The organism is Azorhizobium sp. AG788, from assembly GCF_943371865.1.
In the GTDB taxonomy this organism is placed as follows: Bacteria; Pseudomonadota; Alphaproteobacteria; order Rhizobiales; family Xanthobacteraceae; genus Azorhizobium.
In genome coordinates, this window is sequence record NZ_CALRWL010000023.1 from 43,016 (window position 1) to 65,036 (window position 22,021).

At 67.8% G+C, this 22,021-nt stretch carries 20 protein-coding genes and 1 riboswitch; of the genes, 6 read left to right on the forward strand and 14 right to left on the reverse strand.

The window, feature by feature from the left end; genetic code table 11:
• Positions 1-155 precede the first annotated feature (155 nt).
• The 6 genes from AAG816_RS14725 to AAG816_RS14750 all read right to left on the reverse strand — a co-directional run bounded on the left by AAG816_RS14725 (position 156) and on the right by AAG816_RS14750 (position 6,777).
• Positions 156-650 carry an ATP F0F1 synthase subunit B gene (locus AAG816_RS14725; RefSeq protein WP_341990406.1) on the reverse strand — a complete coding sequence of 165 codons (495 nt, stop codon included), beginning with the start codon at positions 648-650 and terminating at the stop codon, positions 156-158.
• A 122-nt stretch (positions 651-772) separates the two neighbouring features.
• On the reverse strand, positions 773-1,504 hold the full coding sequence (locus tag AAG816_RS14730; RefSeq protein ID WP_341990407.1) for a F0F1 ATP synthase subunit B: 732 nt from the start codon (positions 1,502-1,504) through the stop codon (positions 773-775).
• Between the two features lie 100 nt (positions 1,505-1,604).
• Positions 1,605-1,832, reverse strand: coding sequence for a F0F1 ATP synthase subunit C (locus AAG816_RS14735; RefSeq protein WP_341990408.1), 228 nt, complete (start codon positions 1,830-1,832; stop codon positions 1,605-1,607).
• 49 nt (positions 1,833-1,881) lie between these two features.
• Positions 1,882-2,634 (reverse strand): F0F1 ATP synthase subunit A, encoded by a 753-nt coding sequence (locus AAG816_RS14740; protein ID WP_341990409.1) that lies wholly within the window; start codon positions 2,632-2,634, stop codon positions 1,882-1,884.
• Positions 2,635-2,761: 127 nt separating this feature from the next.
• A complete protein-coding gene (locus AAG816_RS14745) occupies positions 2,762-3,148 on the reverse strand; it encodes an AtpZ/AtpI family protein (protein WP_341990410.1) in 387 nt (128 codons plus the stop codon).
• Between the two features lie 176 nt (positions 3,149-3,324).
• Positions 3,325-6,777, reverse strand: a complete 3,453-nt coding sequence (locus AAG816_RS14750) for an AAA family ATPase (RefSeq protein ID WP_341990411.1) — start codon at positions 6,775-6,777, stop codon at positions 3,325-3,327.
• Between the two features lie 311 nt (positions 6,778-7,088).
• Here AAG816_RS14750 and trxA point away from each other — a divergent pair, with 311 nt between their 5' ends.
• Together trxA and AAG816_RS14760 are read left to right on the forward strand one after the other, a co-directional pair.
• Positions 7,089-8,009 (forward strand): thioredoxin, encoded by a 921-nt coding sequence (gene trxA, locus AAG816_RS14755; protein WP_341990412.1) that lies wholly within the window; start codon positions 7,089-7,091, stop codon positions 8,007-8,009.
• Between the two features lie 9 nt (positions 8,010-8,018).
• Positions 8,019-8,690 carry an LON peptidase substrate-binding domain-containing protein gene (locus tag AAG816_RS14760; protein ID WP_341990413.1) on the forward strand — a complete coding sequence of 224 codons (672 nt, stop codon included), beginning with the start codon at positions 8,019-8,021 and terminating at the stop codon, positions 8,688-8,690.
• A 30-nt stretch (positions 8,691-8,720) separates the two neighbouring features.
• On the opposite strand, the gene AAG816_RS14765 is transcribed toward AAG816_RS14760, so the two are convergent.
• The gene (locus tag AAG816_RS14765; protein ID WP_341990414.1) at positions 8,721-9,074 is read right to left on the reverse strand and encodes a hypothetical protein; all 354 of its coding nucleotides are present in this window, start codon (positions 9,072-9,074) and stop codon (positions 8,721-8,723) included.
• Here AAG816_RS14765 and AAG816_RS14770 point away from each other — a divergent pair.
• The 3 genes from AAG816_RS14770 to AAG816_RS14780 all read left to right on the forward strand — a co-directional run bounded on the left by AAG816_RS14770 (position 9,073) and on the right by AAG816_RS14780 (position 12,627).
• A complete protein-coding gene (locus AAG816_RS14770) occupies positions 9,073-10,143 on the forward strand; it encodes an RluA family pseudouridine synthase (protein WP_341990415.1) in 1,071 nt (356 codons plus the stop codon). The genes AAG816_RS14765 and AAG816_RS14770 overlap by 2 nt on opposite strands.
• A gap of 116 nt (positions 10,144-10,259) precedes the next feature.
• Entirely contained in the window at positions 10,260-11,162 is a 903-nt protein-coding gene (gene rpoH, locus AAG816_RS14775) for an RNA polymerase sigma factor RpoH (protein WP_341990416.1), read from the forward strand.
• A 148-nt stretch (positions 11,163-11,310) separates the two neighbouring features.
• Positions 11,311-12,627 (forward strand): extensin family protein, encoded by a 1,317-nt coding sequence (locus AAG816_RS14780; protein ID WP_341990417.1) that lies wholly within the window; start codon positions 11,311-11,313, stop codon positions 12,625-12,627.
• Positions 12,628-12,672: 45 nt separating this feature from the next.
• Here AAG816_RS14780 and AAG816_RS14785 read toward each other — a convergent pair whose 3' ends face one another.
• On the reverse strand, positions 12,673-14,334 hold the full coding sequence (locus tag AAG816_RS14785) for an L-lactate permease (RefSeq protein ID WP_341990418.1): 1,662 nt from the start codon (positions 14,332-14,334) through the stop codon (positions 12,673-12,675).
• A 339-nt stretch (positions 14,335-14,673) separates the two neighbouring features.
• On the opposite strand from AAG816_RS14785, the gene AAG816_RS14790 reads away from it, so the two are divergent.
• Positions 14,674-15,552, forward strand: coding sequence for an EamA family transporter (locus AAG816_RS14790; RefSeq protein ID WP_341990419.1), 879 nt, complete (start codon positions 14,674-14,676; stop codon positions 15,550-15,552).
• Between the two features lie 76 nt (positions 15,553-15,628).
• On the opposite strand, the gene gcvPB is transcribed toward AAG816_RS14790, so the two are convergent.
• The 6 genes from gcvPB to AAG816_RS14820 all read right to left on the reverse strand — a co-directional run bounded on the left by gcvPB (position 15,629) and on the right by AAG816_RS14820 (position 21,844).
• The gene (gene gcvPB, locus AAG816_RS14795) at positions 15,629-17,200 is read right to left on the reverse strand and encodes an aminomethyl-transferring glycine dehydrogenase subunit GcvPB (protein WP_341990420.1); all 1,572 of its coding nucleotides are present in this window, start codon (positions 17,198-17,200) and stop codon (positions 15,629-15,631) included.
• Positions 17,197-18,540, reverse strand: a complete 1,344-nt coding sequence (gene gcvPA, locus AAG816_RS14800; RefSeq protein ID WP_341990421.1) for an aminomethyl-transferring glycine dehydrogenase subunit GcvPA — start codon at positions 18,538-18,540, stop codon at positions 17,197-17,199. Before gcvPA ends, gcvPB begins: the two co-directional genes overlap by 4 nt.
• A 33-nt stretch (positions 18,541-18,573) precedes the next feature.
• Entirely contained in the window at positions 18,574-19,047 is a 474-nt protein-coding gene (locus AAG816_RS14805) for an OsmC family protein (RefSeq protein ID WP_341990422.1), read from the reverse strand.
• A gap of 3 nt (positions 19,048-19,050) precedes the next feature.
• Complete coding sequence (gcvH, locus tag AAG816_RS14810; protein ID WP_341990423.1) at positions 19,051-19,425, reverse strand: glycine cleavage system protein GcvH; 375 nt, start codon at positions 19,423-19,425, stop codon at positions 19,051-19,053.
• Positions 19,426-19,428: 3 nt separating this feature from the next.
• Positions 19,429-20,586 (reverse strand): glycine cleavage system aminomethyltransferase GcvT, encoded by a 1,158-nt coding sequence (gcvT, locus tag AAG816_RS14815; RefSeq protein WP_341990424.1) that lies wholly within the window; start codon positions 20,584-20,586, stop codon positions 19,429-19,431.
• 222 nt (positions 20,587-20,808) lie between these two features.
• A riboswitch (glycine riboswitch) is annotated at positions 20,809-20,911 on the reverse strand.
• 99 nt (positions 20,912-21,010) lie between these two features.
• Complete coding sequence (locus AAG816_RS14820) at positions 21,011-21,844, reverse strand: hypothetical protein (RefSeq protein WP_341990425.1); 834 nt, start codon at positions 21,842-21,844, stop codon at positions 21,011-21,013.
• Between the last annotated feature and the right edge of the window lie 177 nt (positions 21,845-22,021).

The window sequence follows — 22,021 nt, forward strand, 5'->3', positions numbered from 1 at the left end:
GACCAAGCCGTTGGCGCTTTCAAGGCCATCCCCACACTGGAGGCCTGACGAGGGGCCGCGGCAGCCGTGGCCTACGCGCGAAACCGCTGGAAATGCAAAACGCCCGCGTCGCAGGGCGAGGCGGGCGTTGAGAAATCGAAACCGCTTTGGGCGGCTCAGTTGAGCTTGGAGCGGACGTCCTCGATCGCCTTGCCCACCAGTCGGTCGGCGGTGGCGGTGCCGTGCACGGTGGCGGCCAGGATGCGCTCGGCGGCCTGGACGGCGGCGTCGGCGGCGAACGCCTTCACATCCGCCAGGGCCTGATGCTCGGCCTGGGCGATCTTCTCTTCCGCCATGCGGGTGCGGCGGGCGACGAAATCTTCCAGCTTGGCCTTGGTCTCGGCGGCGAGGCGCTCGGCTTCGGCCTTGGCGGCGGTGACGATGGATTCGGCTTCGGCTTCCGCCTCGCGCTGCTTGCGCTTGTATTCGGCCACCAGCTTCTGCGCCTCTTCCTTGAGGCGGCGGGCTTCGTCCAGCTCGGCGGCGATCTTGGCGCCGCGCGTGTCGAGCGCCTTGATGATGGTGGTGTGGACGCCGGTGTAAATCAGGATGCCGACGAATACGAGAAACGCGATGGCGACCCAAAGTTCGGCCAGTTGCATGTCGCTCATGGGAGGGTCCTCGATCGCTCTCTAGTCTGACATAGGCCCGCCCAGCCGGGGCCGGGCGGTTTGCGTGAGCGTCACGCGGCGCAGTTCCGTCCGATCGCAGGGGCGCTGGTGCGCCCCTGGTCTCACGCGCTGGCGGCGGCCTTGCTGGCGAGCGCCGCGTCCACGGCGTTTTCCACATCCTGAGTGCCGGGATGGGTGCCCACCAGGGTGGTCACAATGGTGTTCGCCGTATCGACCGCGATGCCCCGCACATGCGACAGCGCCGTGGTCTTGGTGCCCTCGATGCTGCGTTCCGCATCGGCGAGCTTGGCATTCAGGCTGGCTTCCAGCGCCTTGCGGTTGGCGTCGGTCTCGGCATTGAGCCGGTTCCGCGCATCGCCGGCGATGGCGTTGGCCTTGCTGCGGGCCTCGGTGAGGGCCTTTTCATAGGCGGCCTGGGCCGCCTCGCTTTCGGCGCGGCGCTGGGAGGCTTCGGCCAGATCCTTGGCGATGCGGTCATGCCGCTCTTCCAGAATCCGCCCGATGCGCGGCAGCGTCAGCCGGCTCATGAGGAAATAGAGCGCACCGAAGCTGATGGCGAGCCACAGCAGCTGCGAGGCGAAATTGGTGGGGTTGAACGGCGGGAACCCGCCGCTATGGCCTTCGCCATGCCCGGCTTCTTCGCCGGCGGCATGGACCACCGGCGCGTTCGCATGCGGAGCCGCAGGCGCCGCCGCTTGGGCGACCACCATCGGAGCCGCGCCTTGCCGCCCGGAAACCGATGCTGGATCGAGACTGTCGGCTGCCGCCGGAATGGCCAGGATGGCCATGCCCGAAACGGCGAGTGCCGCAGCCAGCTTCCATGTCTTGTTCATGGCTCGCCCGCCTGCCTTCTCTTCACTGGAAACTCATCTGACCTGACTGCGCTCCGGGGCTCGGGGAAACCCCGAAGCCCGGAACGCCGGATCGGAAAGATCAGGCGACGAAGAGCAGGACGAGGGCGACGACGAGCGCGAAGATGCCGAGACCTTCGGCGAGCGCCGCACCGATGAACGCGCGAGCGAACTGACCATCGGCAGCCGACGGGTTGCGCAGCGCCCCGGACAGGAAGTTGCCGAAAATGTTACCGACGCCGATCGCAGCGAGGCCCATGCCGAGGCAGGCGAGACCGGCGCCGATGAACTTTGCAGCTTCCGCTTCCATTGATCTGCTCCTTGAAAAACGTCGTTGGTTGGCCGTGCGGGTGGGACGATCAGTGTCCCGGGTGGACCGCATCGTTGAGATAGATCGAGGTGAGCACCGCGAACACATAGGCCTGCAACACCGCGACCAAGAGTTCGAGCGCGGTGAGTGCCACGATCATGAAGAAGGGCAGCGTCGCACCCATCCAGCCCAGGAAGCCGGCGGAGCCCAGGCCGACCACGAAGAAGGCGAACACCTTCAGCGCGATATGGCCGGCGAGCATGTTGGCGAACAGACGCAGCGAAAGGCTGATGGGGCGCGAGAGGAAGGATACAACCTCGATCAGCACCACGAAGGGCAGCAGGAAGGCCGGAACACCCGACGGCACGAACAGGTGCAGGAAGTGGGTGCCGTTCTTCCAGAAGCCGTAAATGATCACCGTGCCGATCACCAGCAGCGCCAGAGCGGCGGTGACGACGATATGGGCGGTGATGGTGAAGGTGTAGGGCACCAGGCCGATCACATTCGCCACGAAGACGAAGATGAACAGCGAGAACACCAGGGGGAAGAACACCATGCCTTCGGTGCCGGCGGAATCGCGCACCATCTTGGCGATGAATTCGTAGCTCATCTCCGCCACCGACTGCAGCCGGCCCGGCACCAAGGTGCGGCCACGGGTGGCATAGGTGAGGAAGAGGAAAATGGTGGCGACGATGCCCACCATGAAGGCGGCAGAATTCGTGAACGAGACGGTGACGCCGCTGAGCCTCAGCAGCTCGACGTAGCGCTGGACCTCGAACTGGTGGATCGGATCAATGGTCATCCGACGGCCCCTGTCTCCAGCGGCCGTTTGCGGCCGCGTCATCCAAGCGGCCGGAGCCGCAAAAAAGCCTGGGCTTGCGCCGCAAACTCTCGTTCAAGTCGAACCGTCCACCCGCAGCACGAGGCTGTCAGGCTTTCGGCCCCTTCCGCGATCCGGTTTCCCCGGCCGCGCGCATCATGTTCAGAACGCCCGCCCCGAACCCGACCAACGTGAGGACGATGATCCCCCACGGCGCGATGCCAAGCACCTTGTCCAGGCCCCAGCCCACGAGGGCTCCGACGAGGACACCTGACACGAACTCCGCGCCAAGGCGAAAGGCCAAGGCCATCGCCGACGAGGTGGACGTGTCGCGCCGTGATCCCGCCGGTTGCGATTGGTCTCTAGGCCGCGCCTTGTCAAGCGCGGCATTGAGCCGCTGAAGCCGTTCGGAAAGCGCAGGGTCCGGTATATGCGACCCCTGCGTCACGGGCGAACCATCAGACTTCCGTTCCGGGGAATCCGAGGGTTCAGACATGCTGCATTGCTCCGGTTTCAGGCGGGGCGCGAAAGGATGCGCTAAGCGATCCCTGCCCGCCGAAACCGCGCGGCACCATAGTTGCGGCAAAAATGAGTGTCAAGAACGGCGGTTTTTGAATTAAATATTTGATCTGAAAAGAAAAAATGTTGCCTGCGACAACGTGGGGCCCACGCTCAGCTCACCTCGCGTAACCGCTCGGCGCTCTGGAGGTCCACCGACACCAGCCGCGAAACGCCCCGTTCGGCCATTGTGACCCCGAACAGGCGGTCCATTCGCGCCATGCTGATGGGGTTGTGGGTGATGACCAGGAAACGGGTGTCGGTGAGGCGCGTCATTTCGTCCATGAGGGCGCAAAAGCGCTCCACATTTGAATCATCCAGCGGTGCGTCCACTTCGTCGAGCACGCAGATGGGGGCGGGATTCGTCAGGAATACCGCGAAGATCAGCGCCATGGCGGTGAGCGCCTGCTCGCCGCCGGAGAGCAGCGACAGGGTCTGGGGCTTCTTGCCGGGCGGCTTGGCGATGATGTCGAGGCCGGCCTCCAGGGGGTCCTCCGCATCGGTCAGCACCAGTTGGGCTTCGCCGCCGCCGAACAAGGTGTCGAACAATTTGCGGAAGTGGCCATCCACAACAATGAACGAGGCCTGGAGCCGCTCGCGGGCTTCGCGGTTGAGACTGGCGATGCCGCCGCGCAGCCGGCGGATGGCCTCATTGAGGTCGTCGCGCTCGGTCACCAGCGTGTCGTGCTGGGTCTCGGCCTCGGTCAATTCCAGGTCGGCGCGCAGGTTCACCGCCCCCAAGCGCTCCCGTTCGCGCTTGGCGCGATCGAGCGCCATCTCGATGGCGGAAATATCCAAAGGCGGGCCGTTCTCCACAAGTTCCGCCTGTTCGCGGGCGGTCTCGGGCGGGCCTTCGAGAGAATCGGCGATCTCGCGCATCACGTCGTCGCGGCGCTGACGGGCTGCTTCCAGGCGCGCTTCGGTGCGGGCGGTCTCCTCACGGGCGGCGGACATGGCCTCCAGCGCATCACGGGCGGCGCGATCGGCGGCGGCCAGTGCCGCCTCACCCTCTTGCAGGCGGTCGGCGGCGGCACGGCGGGCGGCGTCCGCCGCCTCCAGCTGGCTGAGCAGGCTGCGCCGCTGCTGCAGCATCTGGGCCGGCATATCCTCGCTGGCCAGCAATTCGGCTTCCGCTTCGGCGCGGCGGGCATCGATGGCCGCCAGCCGGTCCCCGGCGCCGCCGGCGCGGCCGCTCCAGGAGCGCTGCTCGCCGGCAATGGCTTCCAGGCGCCGCTGCCGGGCACTGCGCTCCCGTTGGAGGCCGTCGAGGGTGGCGCGGGCCTCCGCCAGGCCGGCACGGCCCTGGGCCACCTCGCCGCGGGCGGTTGCAAGCGTGGCGTCGATCAGCACCGGCGGCTCCAGGTCCGCCAGCGTGGTCTCCGCCTCCATCAGGCTTTCTTCGGTTTCCTCCCGCGCGGCGGTGAGGCGGTCGCGGGCTTCGGACAGCGCGGAGAGGCGGGCGATATGCTGGGTGGCCTTGCGCTCGGCGGCGGCTTCCAGCTCGCGGGCGGTCTCGGCGGCGCGCTGGGCGGTGCGGCGGGCTTCGCGGGTTTGCGCCTCGGCATTGGCGGCGACCCGCAGAGCACTGTCGCGCGTGGCCAGCAAGGCGCGGGCCTCCTCCAGCGCATCGCGGGCGATCTCCGCTTCCAGCTCCAGATCGGCGAGCCGGTTGCGTTCCGCCAATCGCCGGGCGGCGGCGGTGGGGGCATCGGCGGCTGCGACCACCCCATCCCAACGCCACAGATCGCCGGCGCGGGACACCAGCCGCTGGCCCGGCTGCAACTGGGCCTGAAGATGCGGGCCGGCGGCGGCCTCCACGATGCCCACCTGGGCCAGGCGGCGCATCAAGGCCGGAGCGCCGGAGACGAAGGCCGCCAGCGGCTCGGCGCCGACGGGCAGGATGGGGTCGCCGGGCATCACGGCAGAGCCGGCCCAGCGAGCGGGCGCCTCCGGGGCCACGGGCAGGTCTAGATCGTCGCCCAAGGCAGCGCCCAGGGCCATTTCATAGCCCTTGGCCACGGACAACAGGTCGGCCACGGGGGGAAAGCGGCTGTCGGAGGATTGCAGCAGCTTGGTGAGGGTGCGCACTTCGGTGTCGAGCCGGCCGAACCGGCGCTCGGCCTCGGCCAAAGCCGGGCGCACCTCGTCGAGGGCGCGGCGCGCGGCGGCGTGGGTGGCTTCCGCGTCCGCGGCGGCTTCTTCCCCGTGGGCGAGCCGTTCGCGGGCGGCTTCCGCCTCCAGGCGGCGGGCGTCCAGATCGGCGGTGCCGGCGTCCAGCTTCAGGCGGCGCTCTTCCGCCTCCACCGAGGCGCGCTCGGCGGCGCTGCGCACCAGGCGCTGGCGCAGGTCGCGGATGGTCTGCTCCAGGCCGGTGCGGCGGGCGCTGAGATCGGCGAAGGTGCGGGTCTTTTCGTCCAGATCCTGCTCGGCGGCGGCGAGGCGGCTCTGCGCCTGAGCCAAGGCGGCGCTGGCGGCGTCTTCCGCATCCAGCGCGCCGGCCTGCTCCTCGGTGAGGATCTCCTGTTCTTCCTCCAGGCGGGCGAGCACGCTCTCGGCATCCGCCGACAGGGCGGTCTCGCGCTCCAGATCCTGCACCAGTTGCGCCAGCCGCCGTTCCAGATCCTGCCGCCGGGTGGCGAGGCGCGCTTCTTCTTTATCCAATTCGCCGCGCGCGATGGTCAGGCGCTGCAGCGCTGCGGCGGCTTCCGCCTCGCTCTGGCGCAGGGGCGGCAGCGCATGGGCGGCGATGGCCTGGAGGCGGGCTGCCTCGGCCTGGGCGCGGGTGCATTCGGCGCCGTCGCGCACCATGGCTTCCACCGCGCGCTCGGCCTGGGCGAGGGTGGTGGTGACCTCGGTCCAGCGCAGCCAGAGCAGGGTCGCCTCATATTTGCGGATTTCGGACGCCACCGCCCGGTAGCGGATCGCCTGCCGCGACTGGCGGCGCAGGCCTTCCACCTGGGCGGCCAGTTGCACGATGACGTCTTCCAGCCGCAGCAGATTGGTCTCGGCCGCCTTCAGGCGCATCTCCGCTTCATGGCGGCGGGCGTGCAGGCCGGCGACGCCGGCGGCCTCTTCCAGGATGCGGCGGCGGGCGGCGGGCTTGGCGCCGACGATCTCGCCGATCTGCCCCTGCCGCACCAAAGCTGGGGAGCGGGCGCCGGTGGAGGCGTCGGCGAACAGCATGTTGACGTCGCGGGCGCGCACGTCGCGGCCATTGATGCGGTAATGGGAGCCGGCGCCGCGATCGATGCGGCGGGTCACTTCCAATATGTCGTCATCATTGAAGCCGGCGGGGGCGGTGCGGTCCGCATTGTCCAGCTGGAGCGACACTTCCGCCATGTTGCGCGATGGCCGGCCCGTGGTGCCGGAGAAGATCACGTCGTCCATGTCGTTGGCGCGGAAGGCTTTATGGGAGCTCTCGCCCATCACCCAGCGCAGCGCTTCGACGAGGTTCGACTTGCCGCAGCCGTTCGGGCCCACGACGCCGGTGAGGCCGGGCTCGATCCACAAGTCGGTTGGCTCGACGAAGGTCTTGAAGCCGACGAGCCGCAGGCGGTTGAATTTCATTGCTTGGCGGTGTGCCAGCCCCATGCGTGAAGGTCAAATTCAGCCTGCCCCCCGCGCCGCGCCACCGCAAGGCGCAGACGCCCCGCCGTCCACAGGCGCGGGGCCGTCATCCAAAGGTGTCTGACGATGGCGTTGGCCGTGCTTTCCGGCGATTTCGCCCGCCAATGCGGCGGCGGTGGCTTCCCTCACGGGCGCTGTGGCTCTAGAAGCGCCTCGCGGACAGCGATTGCGTTGTGCCGGAGAGCGCCCATCTAAGGGGCGGGAGCCGCAACGGCCGTTCGGGCCGGCGGGACAGATTTTCGAGGGCGACCATGATGCTCTTCAACAAGGCGAGCGGTACGCAGGGCGCGGCGCAGGCGGGCGGCGATGATCTGATCATCGACACCACCACGCAGACCTTCATGGCCGACGTGATCGAGGAGTCCAAGACCCGCCCGGTGCTGGTGGACTTCTGGGCGCCGTGGTGCGGCCCGTGCAAGACCCTCGGTCCGGTGATCGAGAAGGCCGTGCGGGCGCAGAAGGGCAAGGTCAAGCTTGCCAAGATGAATATTGACGAGCACCCGGCCATCGCCGGCCGGCTCGGCGTGCAGTCGATCCCGGCGGTGTTCGCATTCGTGAACGGCCAGCCGGTGGATGGCTTCATGGGCGCGCTGCCCGAGGGGCAGGTGGTGTCCTTCATCGAGCGCCTGACCGGCGGGGCTGCCCCGGACCTCGGTGAGATCCTGGAAGCCGCCGACGCTGCTCTGGCAGCGGGCGATGCGGCGGGTGCGGCCGAGATCTTCGCCCATGTGCTGGCGGCGGAGCCGGAGAATCTCAAGGCGCTGGCCGGCATGGTGCGCGCCCATATCCTGTTCGAGGATCTGGATCAGGCGGAAGCCATGCTGGCGCAGGTGCCGGCGGCGAAAGCCAACGACCCCGCCGTGGCGGCGGCCCGCGCGGCGCTGGAACTGGCGCGGCAGGCGGCTTCGCTGGGGGAGACCTCGGGCCTCGAGGCCGATGTGGCGGCGGACCCCGCCAATCATCAGGCTCGCTTTGATCTGGCGCTGGCGCTGAACGCGGAAAACCGCCGCGACGAGGCGCTCGCCCATCTGCTGGAAATCGTCAAGCGCGACCGCACCTGGAATGAGGACGGGGCGCGCAAGCAACTGGTACAATTGTTCGAAGCCTGGGGGCCGACCGATCCGCTGACGGTCTCCGGGCGTAGAAAGCTGTCGGCGATCTTGTTCGCCTGAGGACTGTCCGTGGCCAAGCATCGTCCCATCATCACACCGTCGGATGTTCCCGAGGTGGTTCCCGTGTTCCCGCTGTCGGGAGCGCTGCTGCTGCCGCGCGCGGAGCTGCCGCTGAACATTTTCGAACCGCGCTACCTCGCCATGATCGACGATGCCCTGGCCGGCGACCGCCTGATCGGCATGGTGCAGCCGGACGAGAGCCAGCCCGACGATGATCGCGGCCCGGCCCTGTTCAAGGTCGGCTGTCTCGGCCGGCTCAGCCAGTTCGGCGAGAGCGGCGATGGCCGTTATCTCATCACCTTGACCGGCGTGTGCCGCTTCAAGGTGCTGGAGGAACTGGCCGCGGATACGCCCTATCGCCAGTTCCGCATCGACGTGGCGCCGTTCGCCCACGATTTCGATGCCAATGTGGGCGAGGACGCGGTGGATCGCACTGCGCTGCTGAAAGCGCTGGCGGCCTTCCTGGAGGCCAACAAGCTGGAGGCCGACTGGGACGGCATCGAGCAGGCGGGCACCGAGACCCTGGTGAACGCGCTCTCGGTGATGTCGCCTTATGGCGCGCTGGAAAAGCAGGCGCTGCTGGAGGCGACGGACCTGAAGTCGCGGGCGGAAATGCTGGTGGCCATCACCCAGATGATGCTGGCCCGCATGCCCGGTGACGGGGAAAGCTCGCTGCAGTAGACGCGACGACAGTGCCGGCGTCGCCGCCCCTCAGGGGGCGGTGGCGAAGGTCAGGCGGCCCACGGGCGCCAGGGTGCTCAGATCATAGGTGCGCACTTCCGGGGTTCCGGCCACATCCAGCGTCACCACCAGCAAGCGGTCGGCGACCGCGGTGGAGACGATGCGGGCGCCTTTGGGCAAGGTTGCGGTGACATCGCCGGCCACGACGGCCTTGCCTCGCATCATGCGATAGCCGATGACACCCAGGACGCTCGCAACACCGAGCGCCATGATGAGCCCGGATACCAATGAAACTCGCTTGAGCTTGCGCACCACGTGCGCCTGCTCGGGCGTCAGCTGGTCCAGATCGTCTTTTGATACCGGATCGGACGGGCGCGGAAACATGGGTCAGCCTTTGGGACATGAGATTTTGGACGAAGACGAGATCCTCGATCTTGCGATCGGGGATGAGGCCGGCTTGGCGGACGGCGCCACCGCGCACGTCCTGACCGCCGAGGCCGAAGATGCCGGCGTGCGCGCCGACCGCTTTCTCGCCGGGCGTCTGCCCGGCCTCAGCCGCACGCGGTTGCAGCGGCTGGTGGCCGATGGCCAGGTCACCGTCGGCACGCGAGTGGTAGGAGACGCCGCGCAACGGGTCAATGCCGGCGAGGTCTGGACCGTGGCCGTGCCGGCCCCCGAGCCCGCCGAGCCGACCCCGGAGGCCATGGATCTCGCCATTGTCTATGAAGACGACCATCTGATCGTGGTGGACAAGCCCGCCGGCCTGGTGGTCCACCCCGCGCCCGGCCATTGGAGCGGCACGCTGGTGAACGGCCTGCTGCACCATTGCGGCGCCACGCTTTCAGGCATCGGCGGCGTGCGCCGGCCGGGCATCGTGCATCGCCTGGATAAGGATACCTCCGGCGTGCTGGTGGTGGCCAAGAGCGATGCCGCCCACAAGGGCTTGGCGGAGCAGTTTGCCGACCATGGCCGCACCGGGCCGCTGGAGCGGGCCTATCTGGCCTTCGTCTGGGGCGTGCCGGCGCTGCGCGGCACCGTGGATGCGCCCATCGATCGCCACCCCGCCCACCGGCAGAAGATGTCCGTGCGCCCGTCCGGGCGTATGGCCATCACCCATTGGGAACTGGTGGAAAGCTTCAGCAACGCCGCAGGGGAGCCCATTGCCAGCCTGGTGGAATGCCAGCTGGAGACCGGGCGCACCCATCAGATCCGCGTGCACATGGCCCATATCGGCCATCCGCTGTTGGGGGACGAGGTCTACGGCCAGGGCTTCCGCACCAAGGCCAGCCTGCTGTCCGATGAAGGCCGTTCCATGCTGCTGGACCTCAACCGGCAGGCGCTGCACGCGGCGCGCCTGGGCTTTTCCCATCCGGTGACGGGAGAGACGCTGTCGTTCGAAAGCCCGCTTCCTGTCGAATTGGAACGGTTGAAGGCTGCGCTCGCGGGGGCGTGAGGGGATCCTCCCTATCCCGGCGGCGTTCTTCTCTCTATATTCCGCGGTTGCGGTCGGCTTTTAGCGGCCGTGCAGGTGGCCGCTCGGGCGGAGGGCCACGAGAGAAGGAGGCCGCCATGGCCGTTTCCAGACACGCGCCGATTCCCTCAGCTGAGGGCGGCCTTTCCCGGTATCTCGAGGAGATCCGGCGCTTTCCGATGCTGGAGCCCCAGCAGGAATACATGCTCGCCAAGAGCTGGCGGGAGCATGGGGACCGCGATGCGGCCCATAAGCTCGTCACCAGCCATCTGCGGCTCGTGGCCAAGATCGCCATGGGCTATCGCGGCTACGGACTGCCCATATCCGAGGTGATCTCGGAAGGCAATGTCGGCCTCATGCAGGCGGTGAAACGGTTCGAGCCCGAGAAGGGCTTCCGCCTCGCCACCTATGCCATGTGGTGGATCCGCGCCTCGATCCAGGAATATATCCTGCGCTCGTGGAGCCTGGTGAAAATGGGCACCACCGCGGCGCAGAAGAAATTGTTCTTCAACCTGCGCAAGGCCAAGAGCCAGATTTCGGCGCTGGAAGAGGGCGATCTGCGCCCCGACCAGGTGAAGATCATCGCCACCAAGCTCGGCGTCACCGAGCAGGATGTGGTGGACATGAACCGCCGCCTGTCCGGCGACGCCTCGCTGAACGCGCCCTTGCGCGATGATGGCGACAGCGGCGAATGGCAGGATTGGCTGGCCGATGACCGCCAGGACCAGGAAGCCATCCTGGTGGAGAGCGAGGAACTGGACAACCGGCGCACCGCTCTGTCGGGCGCGCTGAGTGTTCTGAACCCGCGCGAGCGCCGCATCTTCGAGGCGCGGCGTTTGTCGGAAGACCCCATCACGCTGGAAGAACTGGCCACCGAGTTCGGTGTTTCCCGCGAGCGGGTGCGTCAGATCGAGGTGCGGGCGTTCGAAAAGGTGCAGAAGGCGGTGGTGGACCGGGTGCGGGACATCGAAAGCTCTGACGCCGAGCCAGCGCACGCCTGAGTCGGCGGTATCTGGCGCCGGCCATTGGTATCCAAACCGTTTCGGCTTTTGGCCGGAACGGTTTTTTTCTGCGGTCCGGGCGGAAAAAGTCGCTGCGCCCGGCCGGGTCTTAACGCGGTCTCAATGACAGACCGGCCAGATTTGCCGCATGTCGCGCGGTGTCATCTGGTCTCTTCTCGCCCCGCTGCTCTGCATCGGGCTGCTCACCGGCTGCCGGTTCGACATGTTCGACCGGCGCGAGCCCTGGCGCGCCCAGGCGGAAGAGAAGTGCCTGGCGGAAAAAGGCGTGGTGCCTTCGGTCTATATCGAGCCCATGCGCGGCATCGACGGCAATGGCGCCTGCGGCATGGAGCACCCGTTCAAGGTGGCCGCCCTCAATGACGGCACCATCGGCATCGAGCCCAAGGCGACGCTGGCCTGCCCGATGATCCGGGAACTGGATGTGTGGCTTGCCGAAGTGGTGCAGCCCGCCGCCATGGCCTGGTATGGCGCGCCGGTGGTGGCGATCAAGCAGATCTCTTCTTATTCCTGCCGCGGCATGAATGGTCAGGCCGGGGCCAAGATCTCCGAGCATGCGTTCGGCAATGCGTTGGACGTAGCCGGCTTCCGCTTCGCCAACGGCATGGACATTTCGGTGAAGAACGGCTGGCGCGGCCCGGCAGAGGCGCGCGGCTTCCTGCTCCAGGTGCAGGCGGGGGCCTGCGAGGCCTTCACCACGGTGCTGGCGCCGGGCTCCAACATCTTTCACTACGACCATATCCACGTGGATCTGATGCGCCGGAACAATCCGCGCCTGATCTGCAAGCCCAAGCCGCAACTGATGCAGCCGCCGCCGCTGATGACGTCCGCCCCCGCGCCGGGCTTCCCGCAGGGCGGCATCGAGCCGCGCGGGCCGGTCATGCAGGCGCCCCTGCCGCAGATGCAGGCCGAGCCTCCCGCCCAGGCTGAGGAACCGGAGCAGGAGGCGCAGGAGGCGCCGGAGATGGCGCCTCAGGCCGAGCAGCCGCAACCCGGCGCACCCCAGCCGATCCAGCCGCGGCCCGGTTATGGCGTCCAGGGATTGCCGGCGGAGGTGTCCGCGCCGCAGTCGCAGCAACAGCGCTATCCCCAGCAGGGCTATAATCAGCGGGGCGAGCCGGTGCAGGCGGCGCCGCCCTCGGCCTATCCGCAGCAGGGCTATCCGCCGGGGTGGAAGGTCCAGGCGCAGCCGGTGCGGGGCGTGCCGCCCCTGGGCCAGCCCCAGCCGGCCCAGCCGGGCGATGCCCATCAGCCGGTGCTGCTGCCGCCGGGGTCGCTGCCGTCGCAGCCGCGCCCGCCCGGTCCCATGTCCTATGCCGCCCCCGGGCCGACCACCGCCAAGGGGCCGTTCACGGAAGCCGGCATCGCGGTGCGGCGCTATTATTCCATTCCTATTCCGCAGGCCTCCCCCATTCCTCTGCCGCGGGCGATCCCCGGCGAGGATTGATGCGATCTGGCCCGGCCGGCGGGATGCCGACCGGGCCAGAGGCGATCAGTGAATGACCATGGCGGTGAACGGCCAGACATAGGCCTGGAGCATCACCAGCACGCCCACCAGGCAGGCCAGCGCAATGGAATGCCAGAATACGAAGCGCAGGATGGTGCCTTCGTGGCCGAACCAGTTGGTGGCGGTGGAGGCCACCACGATGGATTGGGCATCGATCATCTTGCCCATGACGCCGCCGGAGGAATTGGCCGCGCCCATCAGGATCGGGCTGAGGCCCAATTGCTCGGCGGTGATCTTCTGCAAGCCGCCGAACAGCACGTTGGAGGCGGTATCCGATCCGGTCAGCGCCACGCCGAGCCAGCCCAGCAGAGTGCCGAAGAAGGGATAGAAGAAGCCCGCATGGGCAAAGGCCAGCCCCAAGGTGGCATCCACGCCCGAGTAGCGGGTGAGGGTGCCGATGGCCAGCATGGCGGCGATGGTCAGCAGCGAATAGCGCACCACCCATAAGGTCTCGCCATAGGCCTTGATCAGCCGCAGCGGCGAGAACTTCATCACCGCCGCCGCCAGGATCGCCGCGATCAGGATGCCGGTGCCGGTATAGGAGAGGTAGGTGAAGGCGAACACCGCCCCCTCGCGCGCCGGTGCCGCCACCACCGGCGGCACTTTCTGGATCTGGTTGTGCAGGCCCTCGATGGGGAAGTTGACCGTGAAGATCGGGTTCACCCAGGCCTTGAACCAGCCCGTGCCCCAGATCCCCACCACCAGGGACAGGATGACCCACGGCACCCACGACCAGATCACCTCGCTGCGGGAGGCGGTGCGGGTGATGGCCGGGCGTGGCGGCATGGTGAGCGCGCTGTCATCCTTGGTGCGCAATTTGGCCGACAGCCACAGTTCCTTGGGCTGCCAGACCTGCAGGAAGGCCACCAGGCAGGCCATGGAGACGATGGAGGCGCCGATGTCGACGATCCAGGGATTGATATAGTTCGAGATCAGGAACTGCGGCACGGCGAAGGACACGCCGGTGACCAGGATCGCCGGCCAGATCTGCATCATGCCGCGCCAGCCGGCGAACACCCAGATCAGCCAGAACGGCACGATCAGCGAGAAGAACGGCAGTTGCCGCCCGACCATGGCCCCCAGCAGATAGGGATCGAGCCCGGTGACGCTGGCCAGCCCCTGGATGGGGGTGCCCAGCGCGCCATAGGCCACCGGCGCCGTGTTGGCGATCAGCGACAGGCCGGACGCGGCCAGCGGCGAAAAGCCGAGACCGATGAGCAAAGCGCCGGTCACTGCCACCGGCGTACCGAAGCCGGACGCGCCCTCGAAAAACGCGCCGAAGGCAAAGGCGATCAGCAGCAATTGGATGCGCCGGTCGGAACTGATGCCGCCGATGGATTGCTGCAGGGTCTCGAACCAGCCTTTCTCCACGGTGAGCCGGTAGAGGAAGATGACGTTGAGAATGATCCAGCCGATGGGAAAGAAGCCGGTGATGATGCCGAGCCATGTGGCGCGCAAGGCCAGGCCCGCGGGCATGGTGAAACCGATAATGGCAACCAATAGCGCAACGATGAGAGCGATCACGGCGGCCCAATGGGCCTTGACCTTGTTGGTGGCGATGAGAACGAGCAGCGTGACGACGGGAATTGCCGCCACGAACGTCGACAGCAGGGCGCTGCCGAACGGGTCATAGACCTGGCTCCACATGGACGTCTCCTCGGAGTTTTTGTCAGCGGGCGCCCCCCGGACCCTGCGTCCGTTATCGCCGGCCACCTCCTATTCGGCGCCGCGGCTTGTGCCTCTGTCAATGAAACCTTAGATCGACGGAGCTCTCATCTGTGTAGACCGTTGTGCGTTGCAGTATTCGCGTCCATCTGCTCAGCGACTTGTCTCCGCATCTGACGGTAGAAACATTGATAACTATGGAAATGCTTCCGTAACGTCATCTCTGCCCGCGGAGGCGGATGGCTGCTGTGCGCAAACGGGACTTGTGCGGGGGTGCCGGCCGGCGGCACAAGGCGGAAGCGTTCCCGAACCGGATCTCCCATGGCCGTCCGCCACATTGCCCTCGCCGTGCTGGTCGCGGCCATCTGGGGTTTCAATTTCGTCGTCATCCGCGTCGGCCTCGATACCTTCCCGCCGCTGCTGTTGACCGCGCTGCGCTTTGTGGTGGCGGCGCTCCCCGCTCTGGTCGTGCGCCCGCCGGCGCTGCCGGTGGGGCGCATGGTGCTGATCGGGCTCACCTGGTTCCTGGGTCAGTTCGTGTTCGTGTTCCTGGCCATGTCCAACGGCATGCCGCCGGGCCTCGCCTCTCTGACCCTGCAGGCGCAATCCTTCTTCACCATCCTGATCGCCGCCGTGGCGCTGGGCGAGCGCCCCGCCCCGCGCCAGATCGCCGGCGTGCTGGTGGCGTTCTGCGGGCTGGGGCTGATCGGAATGAGTGTCGGCGGCGACATGACCCTGATCGGTCTGGCCTTGACCCTGTGCGCGGCCGCCAGCTGGGCGTGCGGCAATGTGCTGATGCGCCAGGCCGGGCCGGTGGACATGCTGTCCATGGTGGTGTGGCTGAGCCTGGTGCCGCCCGTGCCGGCCTTCGCCTTGTCGCTGGCGTTCGAGGGCTGGCCGGCCATTGCCGCGTCCTTCGCCCATGCGACCCTTTTGTCCTATGGGGCGGTGATCTATCTGGCGGTGCCGACCACGCTGCTGGGTTTCGGCATCTGGGGGCATCTGCTCAAGCGCTATCCCGCCGGCACGGTGGCGCCGTTCTCGCTGCTGGTGCCCTTGTTCGGCACGCTCTCGGCAGCCCTGGTGCTGGGCGAGCGGTTTCCGCCACTGCGGTTCGGCGGCATGGCGCTGATCGTCTGCGGGTTGCTGGTGGTGGTGCTGCCGCTGGGCAAGTGGCTGCGGGGCCTGCGCCGGGCGTGAGCACGGTCACCCCATAAAAAAGGCCCGGCAGGATCCCCGCCGGGCCGTTGTCAGGAACGCTGCGACCAGCGCCGGTTCACTCCGCCGCTTGCGCCAGCGGCGCCGGCTTCACCCAGCGCAGCACCGGGCTGCGGGCGGCGCGGGTTTCGTCCAGGCGCCCGCGCGGGGCGTAATGCGGGGCGCCGAGGAAGCGCTCCTTGTCCCCGGCCTTGGCGGCGAAGGCGAGATCGCGCAAAGCGCCGATGAACAGGTCCAGCGAGGCCTTGGATTCGCTCTCGGTGGGCTCGATCAGCATGGCGCCGTGGACCACGAGCGGGAAATACACCGTCATCGGGTGGTAGCCCTCGTCGATCAGCGCCTTGGCCACGTCCAGCGTGGACAGGCCGGTGCCCTCCAGCCAGGCATCGTCGAACAGCGCTTCATGCATGGCCGGTCGCTCGGCGAAGGGTGCGCTCATCACGTCCATCAGGCAGGCGCGGATGTAGTTGGCGGAGAGCACCGCATCCTCGGACGCCTGCTGCATGCCATCGGACCCGTGCGACAGCATCCACGAGAGAGCACGCACGAACATGCCCATCTGGCCGTGGAAGGCGCTCATGCGGCCCAGCGCCTGGGTGGCGCCGGTGCTGCCTTCGTCTTCCACCAGCTTGAGCTGGTCGCCGTCCACCACCAAAGCCGGAACCGGCGCGAACGGCGCCAGAGCCTTGGACAGCACCACCGGGCCGGCGCCCGGCCCGCCGCCGCCGTGGGGGGTGGAGAAGGTCTTGTGCAGGTTGATGTGCATGGCGTCGACGCCCAGCTCACCCACCTTCACCTTGCCGAGGATGGCGTTGAAATTCGCCCCGTCCGCATAGAAATAGGCGCCCGCCGCGTGCACGGCGGCGGCGATCTCCACCACGTCACGCTCGAACAGACCGCAGGTGTTGGGATTGGTCAGCATCAGCGCCGCCACTTCGGACGACAGTTCCGCTTTCACCGCTTCCACATCCACCGTGCCATCGGCGCGGGCGGGAATGGATTTGACCTCATAGCCGATCAAAGCGGCGGTGGCGGGGTTGGTGCCGTGGGCGCTCTCGGGCACCAGCACCAGATGGCGCTTCTGGCCGCTGGCGGCATGGGCGGCCTTGATGGCCATCATGCCGCACAATTCGCCATGGGCGCCGGCCTTGGGGGTGAAGGCCACTGCCTGCATGCCGGTGAGCGACATCAGCCAGCGCGACAGTTCGGCGATCAGGTCCAAAGCGCCCTGCACGGTGGAGACCGGCTGCAGCGGGTGCACATCGGCGAAGCCGGGCAGGCGGGCCATCTTCTCGTTGAGGCGGGGATTGTGCTTCATGGTGCACGACCCCAGCGGGAACAGGCCGCTGTCGATGCCGTAATTCATCCGCGACAGGCGCACGTAATGGCGCATGGCTTCCGGCTCGGCGAGGCCCGGCAAATCGAGGGGCGTGGTGCGCGCCTGCCCGCCGAGGCGCGGCGTGAAGGCGGCGGGTTCGTCCAGATCGACGCCGGTGACTTCGCGGCGGCCGACTTCGAACAGCAGGCCCTCTTCCAGCTCCAGCGCGCGGTTGCCGGTGAAGGTGCGCGGGCCAGTGGTTTCGGAATGGGTCGTGGTGGGGCTCGTGGCCCCGCGTCCTTCGCGGTTCATGCCAGCACCTCGGTCAGCGCGGCGGCGAACGCGGCGCGGTCTTCATCGCTATTCACTTCGGTGGAGGCCACCAGGATCAGATCGTCATGGCCGGCCTTGGGGGCGAGGCGCGCATAAGGCACGCCGCCCAGCACGCCCTTGTTTGCCAGCTTCTCCACCACGTCGGCGGCCTTGCCCGGCACGCGGATGGTGAATTCGTTGAAGAAGCTGTCATTCAGCACGCTCACCCCCGGCACCTTGGCCAGGAGATCGGCGAGGGCACAGGCATTGGCGTGGTTGATGCGGGCAAGGCGCGTGAGGCCGGTTTCGCCCAGCAGCGACAGATGGATGGTGAAGGCCAAAGCGCACAGACCGGAGTTGGTGCAGATGTTGGAGGTGGCCTTCTCGCGGCGGATATGCTGCTCGCGGGTGGAGAGCGTCAGCACGAAGCCGCGCTTGCCGTCCGCGTCCACAGTCTCGCCGGCGAGGCGGCCGGGCATCTGGCGCACGAACTTCTGCCGGGTGCAGAACAGGCCCACATAAGGCCCGCCGAAGGTGAGCGGATTGCCGATGGACTGGCCCTCGCCCACAACGATGTCGGCGCCCTGGGCGCCGGGGGGCTCGATGGCACCCAGCGACACCACTTCGGTGAACACCGCGATCAGCAGCGCGCCGGCCGCATGGGCCTTTTCGGCGATGGGCCGCAGATCATGGATGTGGCCGAACACGTCCGGGCTCTGGACCACCACGCAGGAGGTCTCGCCGTCGATGGCGTCCAGATCGAAGTCGGCGCCGTCGGGGGCCGGGGGCAGGGCGACCAGCGCATCGTCCGCATAGCGGGACAGCGTGGCGATGGTCTCGCGATAGTGCGGGTGCACATTGCCCGCGATCACCGCCTTGCGGCGCTTGGTGACGCGGTGGGCCATCAGCACCGCCTCGCCGGCGGCGGTGGAGCCGTCATACATGGAGGCGTTGGCCACCTCCATGCCGGTGAGCAGGGCCACCTGGGTCTGGAACTCAAACAGATATTGCAGCGTGCCCTGGGCGATTTCCGGCTGATAGGGCGTGTAGGAGGTCAGGAACTCCGAACGCTGGATCAGATGGTCGACGGTGGCCGGCACATGGTGGCGATAGGCGCCGGCACCGACGAAGAATGGCACCGATCCGGCGGCCACATTCTTGGCGGCGAGGCGGCCGAGCGTGCGCTCCACCTCCAGCTCGCCCTTGCGGGCCGGCAGGTCCGGCAGGCCGGGATTGAGCTTGGCGGCGGGAATATCGGCGAACAAAGCATCCACGGAGGGCACGCCGATGCGCGCCAGCATCTCCGTGCGGTCCTCGGGGGTCAAAGGCAGATAGCGCATGATGCGTCTCGGGTTCTGGCAGCGCGCGGGGCGCTAGATCGCGGAAAATGTCGGATTGAGGATGACGTCGCTGCGCAGCGTATGGGCCACGTAGCATTCCTCATGGGCGTGGTGGTGCAGGGCCGCATAGTCCTCGGCGCTGGGCACGGTCTCGCCGCTGAACACCACGGCGGGGTTCAGCGTGATGCGGGCGAGGAACAATTTACCGGCCGCGTTCGGACCCATCTCGCCCACGGCGGGATCGGTATAGCTGTCCACCCGGAAGCCGCCGCGGCGGGCGAAATCCAGGAAGAACAGCATGTGGCAACTGGAGAGGGCACCCACGATCGCCTCTTCCGGGTCGAGGGCATCTTCCCGCGACAGCGGCACCCGCACCGAGGCGGGCGCCGACGAGCCGGGCACTTCCAGCCCGTCGAACACCAGACGATGGGCGCGGGGATAGCGCCCGTCGGTGAAGACGGCCTCGCCCCGCTCCCAGCGGATGGTGGCGGTGTAAAGGTGCCCCATGGCTCAGCCCTGGGTTGCGACGAAGGCCTTGTAGTCCTCGGCGCTCATGAGCGCGTCGAACTCGGCCGGGTTGGAGAGCTTGAGCTTCAGGAACCAGCCCTTGCCTTCCGCGTCCTCGTTCACCGTGGCGGGGGCGGCTTCCAGCTCGGAGTTGACTTCCACCACCTCGCCGGAGACCGGCGCATAGACTTCGCTGGCGGCCTTCACGCTCTCGACCACGGCGGCTTCCTTGCCCTGGGCGACGGTCTTGCCCACTTCGGGCAGTTCCACGAACACCACGTCGCCCAGCTGTTCCTGGGCGTAGGTGGAGATGCCGATCACCGCCACGTCGCCTTCGAGACGGACGTATTCATGATCCTTGGAATAACGGGTGGTCATGGCTCAAGCCCCTTTGGCTGCGGTCTGCTTCCGAACGTAGCGCTGCGGCACGAACGGCGGTGTGACGATGGTGACGGGAAGCGCCTTGCCGCGGACGAGCACGTCCAGACGAGTGCCGGGCACGGCCAAAGCCGGCGGCACATAGCCGAGCGCGATGGGCGCATTGAGGGTCGGGGCAAAGCCCCCGGAGGTGATGATGCCCACCACCTGGCCGTCCTTGGCGATCTCGGCACCCTCGCGGGCCGGCGCGCGGCCGTCGAAGGTGAGGCCGACGCGCACGCGGGCGGGGCCGTCCTTCAGTTCGCGCTGGATGCGCGCGGCGCCGGGGAAGCCGCCTTCCTCGCGGCGGCGCTTCTGGATCGACCACACCAGCGCGCCTTCCACCGGCGAGGTGGTGGTGTCGATGTCATGGCCATAGAGGCACAGGCCGGCTTCCAGGCGCAGGCTGTCGCGGGCGCCGAGGCCGATGGGCTTCACTTCCGGCTCGGCGAGTAGCGCGTTCCAAAGGGTGACGGCATCGGCGTCGGCCACCGAGATTTCATAGCCGTCCTCGCCGGTATAGCCGGAGCGGGAGATGCCGATGGGGATGCCGTCGAAGGTGGTGGAGATCACCGCCATGAAGGCCATGTCGGCAGTGCCGGGGGCGTGGCGGGCCATCACCTCCACCGCCTTGGGGCCCTGCAGGGCCAGCAGCGCGCGGTCGTCATAGGTGACGAGGCGCACATCGGTGGGGAGGTGGGCGGCGATATGGGCATAATCGGCGCCCTTGCAGGCGGCGTTGACCACCAGCAGCAAGGTGCCGTCCAGCGCCGGATCCAGCGGGCGGGCGACCATGAGGTCGTCCAGGATGCCGCCGTCCTCCGCCAGCAATTGCGAATAGCGCTGTTGGCCGGGCTTGAGATTGAGCATGTCTGCCGGCACCAGCGCTTCCAAAGCGCGGGCGGTGGTGGCGTGGTCGGGGCCGATCAGGGCGCCCTGGCCCATGTGCGAGACATCGAACAGGCCGGCGCTCTCGCGGGTCCAATTGTGCTCGGTGAGGATGCCGGTGGGATATTGCACCGGCATCTCATAGCCGGCGAACGGCACCAGTCGGGCGCCGAGCGCGGCATGGGCCGCGTGCAGAGGTGTCTTCAAAAGGGGCAGGCTGTCGTCGTGCGACATGCAGATGTTCCGCGATCAGGCGCCAAAAAGTACGGATCAAAATGATCCGTGCGGCGCCCCCTCTGTCGCAGGAACCTGAGAGATTCACCTCTGCGCCGATGGCTTAGAGCCGGGCACGCGGGTTTACTCCGTCGGTGAGTCACTGGACGTCGCAGATCCAGGCGCACGGCGCAGCCGCACATGCCCGGACAGCGCCGCGTCCGCGACTGCTTTCCAGAGGCTCGTCACCCTGCGGCCCTTGTTGCCTGAGCGGTTCCGGGGCGGTTGCGCCTTCGGCGCCGGATCCCCGCAACTGCGGCTCTCCGGTCTCTCCCGCAGGGATCATCCGAATGACAATGGCGCGCCATTGCTGGCCCGCCATCATCGCGTTGCACCATAATCCATCTGCCGGCGCCGTCAATTGAGGCGCGGCGGATATGAACGCTTATTGCGTGGGGACCGGCCCGAAGGTGTTGGGCGTCGGCCCGACCGTGCCGCTGGGCGGCGGCGGGGCGAAGGTGGGCGCGGGTCCGAACGTGTCGCCCTTCGGCGCGCCGCTGTCGCTGGCGGCGGGTCGGGTCGCCGCCGGAGTGGCGGGCGTTGCGGCGGGCTCCGCGGTGGCGGGACGGGGCGTGGTGGCACGCGGTGTGGAGGGGCGCGAGCGCGCCGCCGGCTCGCCCTTGGAATCAAAACCGACGTAGATGATGTAGCGGTCCAGCTCGTCCAGCCTCTCCTTGGGCGGCATGGGCAGGACGATGCCGTCCTCCACCACCGCAAAGCCGGCCTGGGTCTCATTGGCCGGCACCTGCACCGGGACCGTGAAGAACTTGGTCTGGATGGTCTTCGGGTTCGGCCCTTCCGCCACCAAAGCGACGCGGATCGGCACCGAGAACGCGCCCGGCGAACCCTTCTCGCCCAGCAGCACGCGGCCTTCGATGCCCACCTTGATGTTCATATTGCCGTTCACGACGGTGCACTCGCGGGCGATGTTGCCGAGCGTGCCTTGGGCGCGCAGTCCGCCGCCGGCCGCCGGCACCTGCCAGGCGGAGGCGCCGGAGCGCACGGTGGCGGGGGGGCAGGTGACCTGATTGGCATCAAGGCCGTCTCCGCCGGCCACCGTGGCGCCCGAGGCCGAGACCGGACTCGCGGTATCCACCGTGGTGCCGGGGGCGCCGAACGTACCCTGCGAATTGAAGCCCGCGCAGCCCGCAAGCGCGAAGGCCAACGCGCCGCCGGCCAGAATGCGGGTGGGCAGGGCGGCGTTGAGCGCCAGACGCATGTCACCTCCTCCAAAACCCCAGAGGCCTGTCCCCGCGCCGGCATGCCGGCAGGCGAGATCCTGTGCCTCTCTCAAATTCAAAGCCGGGAGACCGCTCAGGGATATGGGTTCCGAGAGGTATTCCGGCCCTAAACGGGTAAGGTATATAACAAAAAGTAAATGGCTTGGGGGAGGGGC